Below are 13726 nucleotides of genomic sequence, written 5' to 3'. Positions count from 1 at the left end.
TGATCCCACTCTGAAACAAGGTTTAAGAACTGTCTTGAAAGATGTCAGGACTGTTGAAGGATTGATATAAGATTTTAACGTTCAGCCAGCACTTTTGATAATCTTTTGGTATGGGCGATCAATCGGTCCAGCCAGCGTTTTGCAGCAAGAAGCTTTAAACTTCTTGCTGCACTGAGCCGGTTTAAGGTGGCATATTGCATTACCTCTTCACGCAAGGATGCGCGGTTCTCATCGGTCCAATGTTTAAGATTGGCCAGTTCCTGTTTGAAATTTTCAATGACTTCAGCATTTTCTAAGAATTCCAAACTGGTTGCATAATGATCCAGAATATTTAAAAAATCTAAAGCCACTTGATAAATCTGCGGTTGGGTTCGAATAACCAATGCATAGGGAACACCTTCCAAATCACTTCGCAGAACATGCATATAAACCATCATGCGTAATAAAAAGGTCAAGCGCTGTTTATCTTGTTGATATTCAGGAACCACAATTTTATCTAAATAGGCTTCTAGCTGTTCAATCACTACATCTAATTGCTGTAATTCTTTGGGGCTAACAGTCGTACCATCCTGAAAAGCACGACGCAAGATCTCAAACATCTGAATCAGGCTTTGATAAGCTACTTTTTCTGCAGCGATAATTGCCACACTTGGAATCTCCAGATTGGATTCATCCAGAATTTCTAGCACACCGGACTTTTTCTGAGGCAAAAACTTACAAATGAGGTCATTAAATTGATGGATCAAAGGCATAAAAATACATGCGCCCATTACGCTAAATGCAGTATGGAATGCCGCTACTATGACCACCTCATCCCATGCAGCAACAGATTGAATATGATGATAGGCCCAGTTAAATAAGGGCAGCAATACAAAGAAAGCAAATACCGCACTGACCACATTAAAAACCACATGCACAGCTGCAGTCCGCTTGGCATTAACCGAGCCACCAATAACAGCCAGTACTGCGGTTGCCACTGTCCCGATATTTTGTCCAATGACCAATAACAAGGCTTGCTGCAGGTCAATCGCTGTACTGGCTAAAGCAGCTAAAGTCGCAGTAATTGCGGCACTGGAAGATTGCAGCAAGACCGTCATGATTAAGCCAATCCAAACGAGAAACAGCTTTTGCCCAAATGAGTGATAGTTAAAAATTGACAAATCGACTTGTTCAGCAAATCCTGACATCGCAATCTGCAGTTGATCAATTCCAAGGAAAATCAGCCCAAAACCTGCAAGCACAAAACCCAATAATGCTAAACGGCCATAGCTTAATAATTTTAACAGTGCGCCAAAAGCAATCAGCGGTAAGGCAAAAGTGGCAATAGAAAACTTAACCCCAAGAAAAGCGACGATCCAACCTGTACTGGTTGTCCCGATATTGGCGCCAATAATCACCCCAATCGCTTGAGTAAAACTCAATACTCCAGCCCCGACAAAACCAATAGTCGCAAGCGTGGTGGCTGTAGAGGATTGGACAATCAAGGTCAGACCAATACCAGAACACACTGATTTAAATGGTGTGCCGGTAAATTTGGTCAGCCATACTCGTAAAGTTTCCCCAGCCATTTCTTTAAGACCGTCGGTCATTAAAATCATGCCAATTAAAAATAAACCAATACCGCCACACAGCTGAGCAATAATTTCGAGCACAGTTCTCTCAATGCATTTTTTACAATCAGAATACAGCCTGATCAAGGTGATGTCATTAAGAGTCGCGGTGGAATAGCTAAAATACGATGTGCTTGGAGCTATAAAAGAAAAACTGGCGGTCTTCAAGTGACTTATTATTCAGTTATAGGGGGTGATTAAATATTCTTCTTGGTGATTTTAGTTAAAAATAACCTGATTGGCACATAGACAGTGATCCTGCATCAATTCGTGGAGGAGCAATTTTTTTGGATAACAATTTATTTGATGAGCTGGTTTCTTCGATCAAAGAAGCCGGTGCGATAAAGCATAAAGCGATTAAAACCAGTCGAATTGTTGAGTTTGGCTCTTCTTATTTTTAGACAACAAAAAAAGCCCACCTTACAATGAGCTTTTCAATGATCAGATCACTTTTAGCAATTCATAGAGATATGCTAATCAGCGGATGGGATACTCAATTCATCATCTTTTGTAAAGATAACTGCTGTCAAGATTGGAACACCCAGAATAATGGGAACTAAAATGATCCACAAGTCCGTGGTTAGCTTACTTGAAAAGAAAAAGTGAATGGCGATAGCCGCCAGAATTAATACTGAAAACAAAACACTGGTGAAGCGAATTACAAATTTGAGAGGCATTTTCTGCTCCTATGTGATTCTAGTTGTTGTTATAAAGTATACGCCTTGTTTTGAGATCTATGTATTTGTTTTTTTTAACCAAACATTAAAGGTAAGCATCTGGCCCAGATATCTCGGCAATCAATCCTATCCACCTTATTTGAGTTCCTTCCTTAAAAATAATGGGGAACAGAATTTTGGCATTAGATCTTCATTCTTTAGCAAGGGTATCTGCCAAAAAGTGAAGAACTTACAGCACTGGCTGTAGTTTCTACACATTACTCAGGTGTTTTTTATCCTTTATTGGAGACGTTCTAGAAGGATGTAAAAATAGAAAATGAGAAAAGGAATGGAAAAGATGGCGTTTTTTAATATTGAACACTTAAGTAAAGTTATTAAAAATGCAATATGAATAAATTTTAATAATTTGAGATTATCATGGATGATAAAAAAGTTATCGTAACATCATCAATATTACTAATATGTGCAATAGGTTTAGGTCTTTACATTTATGATCAAAGTCAGAAAAAAAGACGAAACGAAATTCAGCAATTGGTAATGGAAGCTGAACGAAGTCTCTTAGAAATCAGCAAGAAAAATTAGTAGATTTTTTATTCTAATCTAACCTGCTGAATTTTATCCCCGTATTTTGCTATGCATTTTTTATTCCGTCATTTTTGGGATTATAAGTATCTAATTATCATAAAAAAATATCTAAAAGTACAAGAGGACTCCACCCGATCTTGCGAAGACGTACTTCTCAGACGGAGGTGAATTTCGCAACAATTAACCTTGTTGATTTTGAATATACTGTTTAATTATTTCGAGTGGCGCACCAGCGCATGAGCCAGCAAAATAAGAACGTGACCAAAACACAGGTTTTACATCACTTCCCCGCAAGTCTAAAAATTGATTTCGCATTCTTCTGCTTGTTACCGATTTTAAATTATTCACCCACTTGGAAATTTGAATGGTTGGGGGCTATTGAATAAACATATGAACACGATCTTCTTCACCATTGCACTCTTTTATTGATGCAGCCTGAACACCTTTAAAATCCTTGTCGAATGTTATCGAAGCAGAAGTAAAATACTCGGCTTAAAATTTAATTTAATGACTGAAATCTGTAACTTAGAGCTGAGAAAAATGATTTATGAAATAAGTTTTATGATATAAATATAATAAATCATCACTTAGGATTGATCTAGTGAGACAGGTTTTATTGGCGCTCAACTTAAATTTGCGCAGGTTAATCTTACTTTTAACCATTCTGAGTGTGACCTGTCTGTTTGTCTTTGCTTTATTCTTTGTAAATTACACAGTTAAAGAACGCCTGATAGATAATTCCTTGGCATTAAATGCAGAATATTCGTCCAGAATTGCTACACATACCAACTATCAGTTTGAGGAAATATTAAAAAATTTAAGATTCAGCACCCGTGTACTAGGCAAAAACTTTTCCAATGAAAGCTTGAGAAGCAGTGAAGCGGCGCGACTAAAAACCCAGTCAGGAAATTTCAACAGTGTGTTTCTAGCTGACAGGGAAGGTCATATCATTTCATTTTTCCCAACGACCTTAAAGATTGATTCAAAACAGATTCAGAAAACCCATGGCATTACCGAGTCACTCAGGCGCAAGCAAACTTATATTTCTTCTCCGTACTGGTCTTCGACCAAAAAATTGATCGTCATTGTTTCTGAACCGATCTTTGATGACAAAGGACAATATTTGGGTTTTATTGCGGGCACGATTTATCTGCAGAGTAAGAATTTGGTCAGTGAAATGCTGGCATCCAAATATGGCTATAAGAAAAATTATACCTATGTCATGGATGACCAAAAACGGATCATTTTTCATGCTGATACTCAGCAAATTGGCCAGAAAGTCCAGACCAGTGACGGATTAACAGCGATGCTGCATCAACAGGATGGAGCTTTCCGCCTGATCAACAGTAAAGGAATAGACAGTCTGGTCGGTTTCTCGTATATTCCCAGTGTGAACTGGATTGTGGTGTCACAGCAGCCGATCGATGAACTATTTGCTCAGGCCAACAGCATTATTTTCAAAGTGTCCATCGGGATTACACTATTTTATTTATTCATTTTCTTTATGGTCTGGCGGTTATCTGGCTTTATTGCACTGCCTTTAAATCATTTGGCGAAAATGGCCAGTATGTTGAACAGGACGGATATTCAGGAAAAAATTAACAAAATTGATCCTTTGTATTTTGAAGTCGATCAATTCAAAAATTCCCTGATGCTGAGCTGTCAGAATTTTAATGAAAAAATTGATGAGCTGAATCAGTCCGTGAATAGCGATCCGCTGACCGGTTTGTACAATCGTCGTGGGATGAACCTGTTTATTGAAGAATTTGTGCGTATGCGTACCGAGTTTGCTGTGTTAGCGGTGGATATCGACTTCTTTAAAAAGGTGAACGATACCTATGGTCATGACAAAGGCGATATTGTCTTACAAAGGCTGGCAAACGTGATGCAATATCATTTCCGAGACAATGATATCTGCTGCCGTTCAGGGGGTGAGGAATTTATTATTTTAATGGCTACTTCGGATCCGGAAATTACTTTTCAGGCCGCGGAACGGCTAAGAAAAGCGGTTGAACTTACAGAGATGGAGGATATGGGAACGGTGACTATTTCAATTGGGATCGCTTACTGGCCTCATAGTTCTGATGATGTCGAGGAAGTGTTGAGAATGGCGGATCAAAAACTTTATCAGGCCAAACATGAGGGACGTAACTGTACGCGCTAGATTCCAGACATCCACTAATTAAAATTCACCGTTGAGCCTAATCTATCTTATTGGCTGTAAACAAGTTTGGTCTATTTAGACATGGATTATTCTCATAGGCCTAATGATATAATTATCATGTAAATTTTTAGCTAACACAAAACTTTGAACGACTTTATTCCATAAGACCATTTGCGAATCTCATCAAGGAATTTTATGCCTAAATCATCTCGTGACTTATTTTCACCGGATGTATTCGACCTCAAGTCGTTTATTTCTCCTTATATGATGGTGATTCCTCCGACGATTTTTGCCTTGCTGATCTGGTGGACCGATCACAGGTTTGGTTTCCTGTTTACCCATACCGTGGCAGAACTGATCTCAATCATTATTGCGCTCACTGCGCTGATTGTGACCGTGGTCTCACGGCATTTTACTAAAAATTATTTTGTGGTTTTCATTGCCATTGCCATTGGCTGGTGTGGGTTTATTGACCTATTTCATACTCTGCTATACAAAGGCATGCAGATTCTTCCGGTGGACAGCGCCAATCAGGCAACCCAATTATGGATTGGCGCTCGATTATTGCAGGCCTTTGCGATGCTTGCCGCACCGTTTATGTTGACACGCGCGATCAAGCCTATCCCATTGAACCTGTTTTTTGGTCTGCTTAGTGTCGGGATTGTGACGGCAGTCATGTTGGGTTTTTTCCCGACTGCCTTTATTGATGGGCAGGGCCTGACCCCTTTTAAAATTTACAGTGAATATCTGATTATTGCGGTTCTGGCGTTAGCGCTGGTACTGGTCTGGAAACGCCGCGAATATTTATCGGTGAAACTGAGGTTTGGAGTTAGCCTTTCCGTGCTGACCATGATGGCCTCTGAATTTGCTTTTACTCAATATATATCCGTATATGCCGATGCCAATCTGCTGGGGCATATTCTGAAAGTCTATTCGTACTGGTTTATCTATCTGGCACTTGTCGAGTCGACCATTAAAGATCCTTTTAGCATGCTGTCCAAGGCCGCCAGCACCTATGACGCCATTCCGGATCCGACCTATATTGTGAGTTCCAGCCAAACCATTCAGCAGGTCAATTTGGCAGCAGCGCAATTGCACGGCATTCCAGCGACACAATTGAGCGGACGTTCCGTACATGAACTGGTGCATGATCCTCGGCTAAAAGCCGAAGATTGTCCGGTATGTTCTAGACTGCAGCAGGCACCACAGGAGTTTTTAATCCAGCTGACTCTGCCGGATCACAGAACAGTCGAGTGTCATGTCGCACCATTTTTGGAACGTGTGGCTAAAAAACAGGTTTGGGTCATGGTGGTGCACGATATTACCGATCGCCAGCTTTTGCTGCAGGATCTGCAGGAACGTGTAAAAGAAGTACGTTGTCTGAATCAGATCAATCTGCTTTGCAACCACACGCATACGGGCATGACCGAGCTGTTGCATAAAGCCATGGAAATGATTCCTTCCGGCTTTTCATCTCCGGAACGGATTCATCTGCAGATTCGCAGTGACTGGGGTGTTTTAGGTGAAGAGCCTCCTGCTCAGACGCCTTGTTTGCAGTCAATCTTTGCCAATGATACCCAGCAATTGGGGACCTTAACCGTCTGGTATGATCAAGCGCCAGAGGTACCAGTTTTTCTAGATGAAGAACAGAATTTAATTGACCATATTACCAGTCAGATCACCGATGTTTATACCCGGCTACAGTCACAGGCGCGGGTAGCACGGTTGACCTATCTCTATCAGCTGCTCAGTGAAACCAACCGGGTCATTGCACATAGCCAGAATCAGCAGGATTTGCTGACGGAGTTGCAGCAGGTGCTACTGAAGCTGGGTAGTTTTGCCAAAATTTTGATTGCACTCAAAGCGGATGATGGGGCTGACAGTCCGCTTGTAATTCAGTTCCATCATAATATTAGCGCAAATATTTTGACGACCTTGCAGACTGTCTTGCAGCAGGATCAGAATCTTCCGTTGAATCAGGTGAAAAATACCAGTCCAGAGGTGGATGTCTGTGCCTATGGCCTGGTCAATGATGCTGATGAGAATGTTTCTCCAGAATACCGGGCGTGGAGAGAGTACTTAAAACAGGAAAAGGTGCGTCAGGCTGCATTGACCCCATTGTTGTTTGAGGGGCGTTTCTGGGGATTGGTGGGGCTGTATACCGCGGGGCAAGTGGAATTTGATGAGGAGCAAATTCAGCTGCTGCAAAATCTCTCAAGGGATATTTCTTCTGCGCTGGAGCGTTTTTCAGCGGAGCAACACCTCAAAACTGCCGAAACCTATTCACAGCAGATGGAACAACGTTTCCAGCAGGTGTTTTTGCAGTCTCCCGTACCGATGAATATTATTTCCATTCAGGATGGACGTATTCTTGCAGTGAATTTAGCTTACGAAAAATGGCTGGGATATAGCCTGGAAGATTTTCAAAATCGGGAAGCCTGGCTAAAAAAAGTGGCGCCTAATGCAGAACAAAGACAGTTTATGCAACAGAACTGGGAAGAGGCATTGAAGCTGGCGAAAAATGGCAAACAGGTGCAATTTCCTGAAATTACCCTGGTGGCAAAAGACGGTAGTCAGCGTATTGCACAGCGCACGCTGGCGATTGTCGGCAATGATGTGATTTTGGCTTGGGCCGATCTTACAGCCATCCGGAAAACCGAACAGGCATTACGAGACAGCGAGCAGCGTTTCCGTGGCATGGTGGAACAAACCGTGGTCGGAATGTATGTACTGCGCGACAATCAGTATTTATACGTCAACCCAAGTTATGTCGATATGCTGGGTAGGTCTACTACAGAGCTTACGGGACATAATATCCTGGAGTTTACTGATGCGACAATAGACACTCTTGCTGGGATTCACCAGGAGGAGAACCTGTTACAGACTGCAGAACACTCGGACACGCCGTATACAGTTCCATTCCGACATCAAAATGGCCAGATCCGTGAATTTTCCCTGCATACCCGTCGCATCATCTGGGATGATGGTTTGCCTGCCTCGATTGTGATGGCGCAAGACATTACTGAGCAAAAGCAGGCACAGGACCAGATTGCCCATCAGTTGGAACACATGGAAACCATCATGTACGGCACCTTGCAGGCAGTATCTACCATGGTGGAATTACGTGATCCTTATACTGCGGGGCATGAACGCCGTGTCGGACTGATTGCCAGTGCGATTGCCAAAGAAATGGGTTGGGATGAAAAACGCTGTCTACAGATGGAAGAAATTGGACTGGTACATGATATTGGCAAAATTGCGATTCCTTCCGAGATTCTGACCAAACCTTCACGTCTGACCTATCTGGAAATGGAAATGATGAAAGGCCATGCACAGGCTGGTTATGACATTCTCAAAGATATTCCTTTCAATATTCCAATTGCTGAAATCATTGGCCAGCATCACGAACGGATGGATGGTACGGGTTATCCTAAAGGATTAAAAGGGGATGAGATTCATCCTGAGGCGCGTATTCTGACGGTGGCCGATGTGATTGAGTCAATGGCTTCGCATCGCCCATATCGTGCTGCTTTGGGTATAGATGTTGCACTTTCAGAAATTTTACGCGGACGTGGAACGATTTATGATGCGGAAGTTTGTGATGCAGCAGTCCGTTTAATTAAGGAAAAGGGATATGTCCTGCCAAGTTAAACAGGCTTGATGATCAGGTGAATAGCAGCCAAAAAGCTATTCACTTTTTTTCAAGTTGAGTAACAGTCAGGATAGAATTTGATATTTTTTAATGCTTTAAATTGAAGCGCTAGCAAGCTTATGTTATTTATAATTCAATAAAAGGTAAATATTTGGAGTTTCACCGATGTCATACCAGAATATTTTAGTACCCGTCGATGGCTCAAAAATTTCTTTCTCAGCGGTAAAACATGCGGTCGAAATTGCTCAGGTCTTCAATAGCAGGTTGACCTTAATCAGTCTGGTTTCAGAAGATCCATTTACAGATGCAGATTTCTATTACTATTATGTATCTGCTCCAATGAAAGAACACTTTATCCAGGCCTATGCGAATGCAGAAGAGATATTAAAACAAGCAAGTGAAATTGCCTATGCGGCGGGTGTTCAAGTAGAAACAAAAGTCCTAAAAAGCGTACTGCTTGAAGAAGGTATTGTTGAAATTGCCAAACAGCTTGAAACTGATCTCATTGTAATGGGATCGCATGGGCGTAAAGGTTTTAAAAAATGGAGACTTGGAAGTGTGGCCACCGGTGTACTTTGCTCAACGGAATTACCAGTAATGATCATAAAATATTAATGTTTATATAAAATATATACTTAAAATATAAGGAGTCTAAAAAATGGCGAGTTCTAAAAAAGAATCTAAAACAATGAAAATTGATATTGGCATTTCTCAGAGTGATCGTGCCAAAATTGTTGAAGGTTTATCCAAACTGCTAGCGGACAGCTATACCTTGTATTTGATGACCCATAACTTTCATTGGAACGTGACTGGGCCACAATTCAATAGCTTACATAACATGTTTATGACCCAATATACGGAGCAATGGAATGCCTTGGATATCATTGCTGAGCGAATTCGTGCTTTAGGTTTTCCTGCTCCTGGAACCTATAAACAATTTGTAAAATTAACCGCAATTAAAGAAGTAGAAGGTGTTCCTAAAGCCGATGAAATGGTCAGCCTGCTGGTTAATGCACATGAAACTGTTGCGCGAACTGCTCGAAGTCTCTTTTCCCTCGTGGATGAAGTGAATGACCAGCCTACAGCTGATCTGATCACACAAAGACTTGAAGTCCATGAAAAAACAGCCTGGATGTTAAGAAGTCTTTTAGAAGAGTAGCAATCTAGCGTTAGTCCGCCAATTTATATAAAAATTGGCGGACTGATCATTCCTGATTTAAGAACAGTGATTTTGTTTTGCCGATTAAATGTGGCTGACTCGCTATTTTTATTCACGGATAAAATCACTTGTGGATTGCTATCAAGCTTATAAATATCAAATTGTCACCAAATAGGGCTAAGCTAGACGCTGGTCAGATGGAATTCATTCTTCTGAATCCCATCGACAATACGTCAAAATGAGATTGGAAATGACAACTGATAATTTGGCTCAAAAGCACCCTTTATATATTCCTTATGCGGGTAATACCCTTTTAGAACTGCCCTTGTTAAACAAAGGTTCTGCATTTACTGAACAAGAGCGTAGTCACTTTAATTTGCATGGCCTCATTCCCCATGTAATTGAAAGCATTGAGGAGCAGAGCCAGCGTTCCTATCAACAATATTGTGCTTTTAATGATGCGATCAATAAGCACATTTACCTGCGCAATATTCAAGACACCAATGAAACTTTGTTCTATCACTTAATTGAGCATCATTTAACTGAAATGATGCCAATCATTTATACCCCAACAGTGGGTGAAGCCTGTCAGCGTTTTTCCGATATTTATCGCCGCCATCGCGGAATTTTTATCTCTTACCCAGATCGAGCCCATATTGATGATATTTTACAAAATGTGAATAAAAAAAATGTCAAAGTCATTGTGATTACTGACGGTGAACGTATTTTAGGTTTGGGTGATCAAGGGATTGGTGGAATGGGCATTCCGATTGGAAAATTGTCTTTATACACTGCATGTGGTGGCATAAGTCCTGCCTATACCTTACCGATTACTTTAGATGTCGGTACCAATAATCCGCAATTGCTGAATGATCCTATTTATATGGGCTGGAATCAGCCACGTATTAGTGGAGATGAATATTATGAATTTGTCGACCATGTGATTGCAGCCATTCAGCGTCGTTGGCCAAAAGCTTTGATTCAATTTGAAGATTTTGCCCAAAAAAATGCCATGCCTTTATTAAATAAATATCGTGATCAAATTTGTTGTTTTAATGATGATATTCAGGGTACGGCTGCGGTGTCCGTGGGGAGTCTGATTGCTGCTTCGCATGCTGCAGGTAAACAACTCAAAAATCAGACAATTGCCTTCTTGGGTGCAGGCTCAGCGGGCTGTGGTATTGCTGAACAAATCGTGGCGCAAATGGTGACTGAAGGCTTAACCGATGCGCAGGCACGTGCTCGTATTTATATGGTTGACCGTTTTGGACTGATCACTGAAAATCAGCCAAATTTGCTTGATTTTCAACGTAAGCTCGCGCAAAAACCAGACAATGTCGAGCACTGGGGCAATGCGCAAGAAATTATTTCCTTGCTCGATGTAGTCCAAAATGCCAAACCAACGGTGTTAATCGGTGTGTCGGGTCAAGCAGGTTTATTTACTGAAGAGATCATCAAGACGCTGGCAGCCAATTGCGAACGTCCCATTGTTTTGCCCTTATCGAATCCGACTTCACAAGTTGAAGCCGTGCCAGCAGATATTTTGCAATGGACTGAAGGCAGGGCACTCATCGCGACTGGCAGCCCATTTGCGCCTGTGAATTATCAAGGTAAGATTTATAACATCTCGCAATGTAATAACTCTTATATTTTTCCTGGCATTGGTTTGGGGGTGATTGCTTCGGGTGCAACTCGGGTAACCGACAGTATGCTGATCGCATCGAGTAATACCTTGGCAGCCTGCTCACCCATGTTACAGAATCCAGAAGCCGATCTACTCCCTGATTTGAATGAAATTCAGCAGGTATCTAAGATTATTGCATTTAAAGTGGCCAAAGCAGCAATGGAAGCGGGGGTTGCACCGCTCATCTCTGATGAGTTGTTGACTCAAGCCATCGAAGCTAATTTCTGGAAGCCGAACTACCGTGATTATAAGCGTGTCACCTTCTAATTTTCATGAAAGTCGTTTTAGTCGCTGAGTGAATATCGGAGAGTTAACCGAGTTATGTAAGTAGCTCGGTTTTTTACATAAAGAGTCATTCGTTTAGCTGCTGATTGAACTGGAAATGGGTGTGGTTTTCTAAATAGCACGATATATAAATTGCAGGAAAATGAGGGATTAAAATGAGGGATTAAAATGCAGAAGTTTAAAGCAGATAAATCACGCTATCTTTAAGTATTTCAATCCATACTATTATTTTAATGCGATTAAAAAATGCACATAATCGGGTTTATTACAAATCAAATTGTTAAGTTATTTGGCAAACATGTTATAAAGTGTAAAATTGGACACGGTATTGCGAGATTGCGTTTTTGAAACAGATTCTCTTGGCACTTAAATTAAATCTTCGTAAACTGATCCTGATTTCAACCATTGTTAGTGTTTCGTGCTTATTTATTGTTTCTATATTTATTCTTAATTATGTGATTAAAGAGCAGCTCATTCAGAACTCGCTTTCAGTCAATGCCAAATATGCGTCAAAGGTTGCCACCAGTGCAGATCAGCATTTCGGTGATATGCTGAATGAGCTAAAGTATAGTGCTGACCTGTTAGGACAGGATTTTTCTAATCATCAATTAACACAAGAAGAAGTAAGACGGATTAAAAACCAATCAAATAAATTTAATAGTGTATTAATTGTTGATCAGCAAACAAGAATCGTCTCTTTTGAACCACAAAGTTTAAATCTGAATACCCAGATTTTATATAAAACAGTGGGAATTACTGAATCCTTAAAGCATAAAACGACTTATATTTCTTCGCCTTATTGGTCGGTTAAACATAATCTTGTTGTACTCCTGTCTCAACCTATTTATGACCAGAATAAAAATTATCGCGGCATGATCGGGGGCACGATTTATTTGCAAAAGAATAATCTAATTCAGAAAATGCTTTCAACGGAGTATGACTTTAAAAAAAGTTATATGTATGTCATTGATCAGGATAATCGCATTATTTTTCATCCTGATCATTCCAGAATTGGCGAAAAAATTATCAATAATAATGGTCTGGACTATATGGTGCGTACACGGATGGGAAGTGTCCCGTTAATCAATAGTCGTGGTGTCGAAAATTTGGCAGGTTTTGCATACATTCCGAGTGTGAACTGGATCGTTGTATCCCAGCAACCGACAGAAGAGTTGTTAAAGCAGGCCAATGCTATTCTTTTCAAAGTCTCCATTATCATTTTTATCTTTTATTTTTTTATATTTTTTATCGTCTGGAGAATGTCGCGCTTTATTTCTTCACCTTTAAATAGCTTGGCCAAAATGGCCAGCATGCTCAATCAGCCAGACATTCAAGATAAAATCAAACAAGTTGATCCTTGGTATTTTGAAGTATTAAAGTTTAGAACGTCTTTGCTCCTCAGTTCACAAGCGTTCAGTGAGAAGATTACTGAATTGCGTGAACATGTGAATACCGATCCACTGACGGGGTTATATAATCGACGGGGTATGCAAATCTTCTTAAAAGAACTGGTGAGTTTAGGCAGAAGTTTCGCTGTTCTGGCGATTGATATCGATTTTTTTAAGAATGTGAATGATAGCTATGGTCATGATCAAGGGGATACCGTTTTAAAAACCCTTGCCCATTTCATGAAAAATAATTTCAGGGACGAAGACATTTGTTGTCGGATAGGAGGGGAAGAGTTTATTGTATTAATGATGACTTCCGATTCCAAGGTTGCCTACAATGCTGCCGAACGTTTAAGAAAGACGATCGAATCAAGCAACATCAACGCTATCGGACCAGTTACGATATCTGTTGGAATGGCATTTTGGCCTAAAAACTCAGACGATGTGACTGAAGTTTTTAAAATGGCAGATAATAAACTTTATCAAGCTAAAAATAGCGGACGTAACTGTATTCGTTATTAA

The 13726-nt window shown here is 40.6% G+C and carries 8 protein-coding genes and 2 pseudogenes; 7 read left to right on the top strand and 3 right to left on the bottom strand.

Going from position 1 to position 13726, the window contains the following annotated elements:
• Window positions 1–74 precede the first annotated feature (74 nt).
• Entirely contained in the window at window positions 75–1652 is a 1578-nt protein-coding gene (locus HLH18_RS13010; protein ID WP_171547175.1) for a Na/Pi cotransporter family protein, read from the bottom strand.
• 245 nt (window positions 1653–1897) lie between these two features.
• Between HLH18_RS13010 and HLH18_RS13005 the strand changes: the two are divergent.
• Window positions 1898–1990, top strand: a pseudogene (locus HLH18_RS13005) (transcriptional regulator); the annotation flags it as partial.
• Between the two features lie 93 nt (window positions 1991–2083).
• Here HLH18_RS13005 and HLH18_RS13000 read toward each other — a convergent pair.
• A complete protein-coding gene (locus HLH18_RS13000) occupies window positions 2084–2287 on the bottom strand; it encodes a hypothetical protein (protein WP_171547174.1) in 204 nt (67 codons plus the stop codon).
• Window positions 2288–3052: 765 nt separating this feature from the next.
• Window positions 3053–3304 (bottom strand): annotated as a pseudogene (gene tnpA, locus HLH18_RS12995) (IS200/IS605 family transposase); the annotation flags it as partial.
• Between the two features lie 169 nt (window positions 3305–3473).
• Here tnpA and HLH18_RS12990 point away from each other — a divergent pair.
• The 6 genes from HLH18_RS12990 to HLH18_RS12965 all read left to right on the top strand — a co-directional run bounded on the left by HLH18_RS12990 (window position 3474) and on the right by HLH18_RS12965 (window position 13726).
• Window positions 3474–5036, top strand: a complete 1563-nt coding sequence (locus HLH18_RS12990; protein WP_171547173.1) for a sensor domain-containing diguanylate cyclase — start codon at window positions 3474–3476, stop codon at window positions 5034–5036.
• 195 nt (window positions 5037–5231) lie between these two features.
• Window positions 5232–8687 (top strand): MASE3 domain-containing protein, encoded by a 3456-nt coding sequence (locus HLH18_RS12985; protein WP_171547172.1) that lies wholly within the window; start codon window positions 5232–5234, stop codon window positions 8685–8687.
• A 166-nt stretch (window positions 8688–8853) separates the two neighbouring features.
• Window positions 8854–9303 carry a universal stress protein gene (locus HLH18_RS12980; RefSeq protein WP_171547171.1) on the top strand — a complete coding sequence of 150 codons (450 nt, stop codon included), beginning with the start codon at window positions 8854–8856 and terminating at the stop codon, window positions 9301–9303.
• Window positions 9304–9346: 43 nt separating this feature from the next.
• Window positions 9347–9847 (top strand): Dps family protein, encoded by a 501-nt coding sequence (locus tag HLH18_RS12975; protein ID WP_171547170.1) that lies wholly within the window; start codon window positions 9347–9349, stop codon window positions 9845–9847.
• Window positions 9848–10097: 250 nt separating this feature from the next.
• Window positions 10098–11798, top strand: coding sequence for an NAD-dependent malic enzyme (locus HLH18_RS12970; RefSeq protein WP_171547169.1), 1701 nt, complete (start codon window positions 10098–10100; stop codon window positions 11796–11798).
• A gap of 362 nt (window positions 11799–12160) precedes the next feature.
• Window positions 12161–13726: a sensor domain-containing diguanylate cyclase gene (locus HLH18_RS12965; RefSeq protein WP_171547168.1), complete on the top strand. Its 1566-nt coding sequence runs from the start codon at window positions 12161–12163 to the stop codon at window positions 13724–13726.

The sequence above is a fragment of the Acinetobacter sp. ANC 5414 genome (assembly GCF_013004295.1).
GTDB lineage: Bacteria > Pseudomonadota > Gammaproteobacteria > Pseudomonadales > Moraxellaceae > Acinetobacter.
Note: the sequence above shows the minus strand (reverse complement) of the source record. Positions and strands in the feature narration are given on the sequence as shown.

Coding starts and splice junctions, on each gene's coding strand:
- HLH18_RS12985 (WP_171547172.1), top strand. CDS start 5,232: ATGCCTAAATCATCTCGTGACTTATTTTCACCGGATGTATTCGACCTC.
- HLH18_RS12980 (WP_171547171.1), top strand. CDS start 8,854: ATGTCATACCAGAATATTTTAGTACCCGTCGATGGCTCAAAAATTTCT.
- HLH18_RS12975 (WP_171547170.1), top strand. CDS start 9,347: ATGGCGAGTTCTAAAAAAGAATCTAAAACAATGAAAATTGATATTGGC.
- HLH18_RS13000 (WP_171547174.1), bottom strand. CDS start 2,287: ATGCCTCTCAAATTTGTAATTCGCTTCACCAGTGTTTTGTTTTCAGTA.
- HLH18_RS12970 (WP_171547169.1), top strand. CDS start 10,098: ATGACAACTGATAATTTGGCTCAAAAGCACCCTTTATATATTCCTTAT.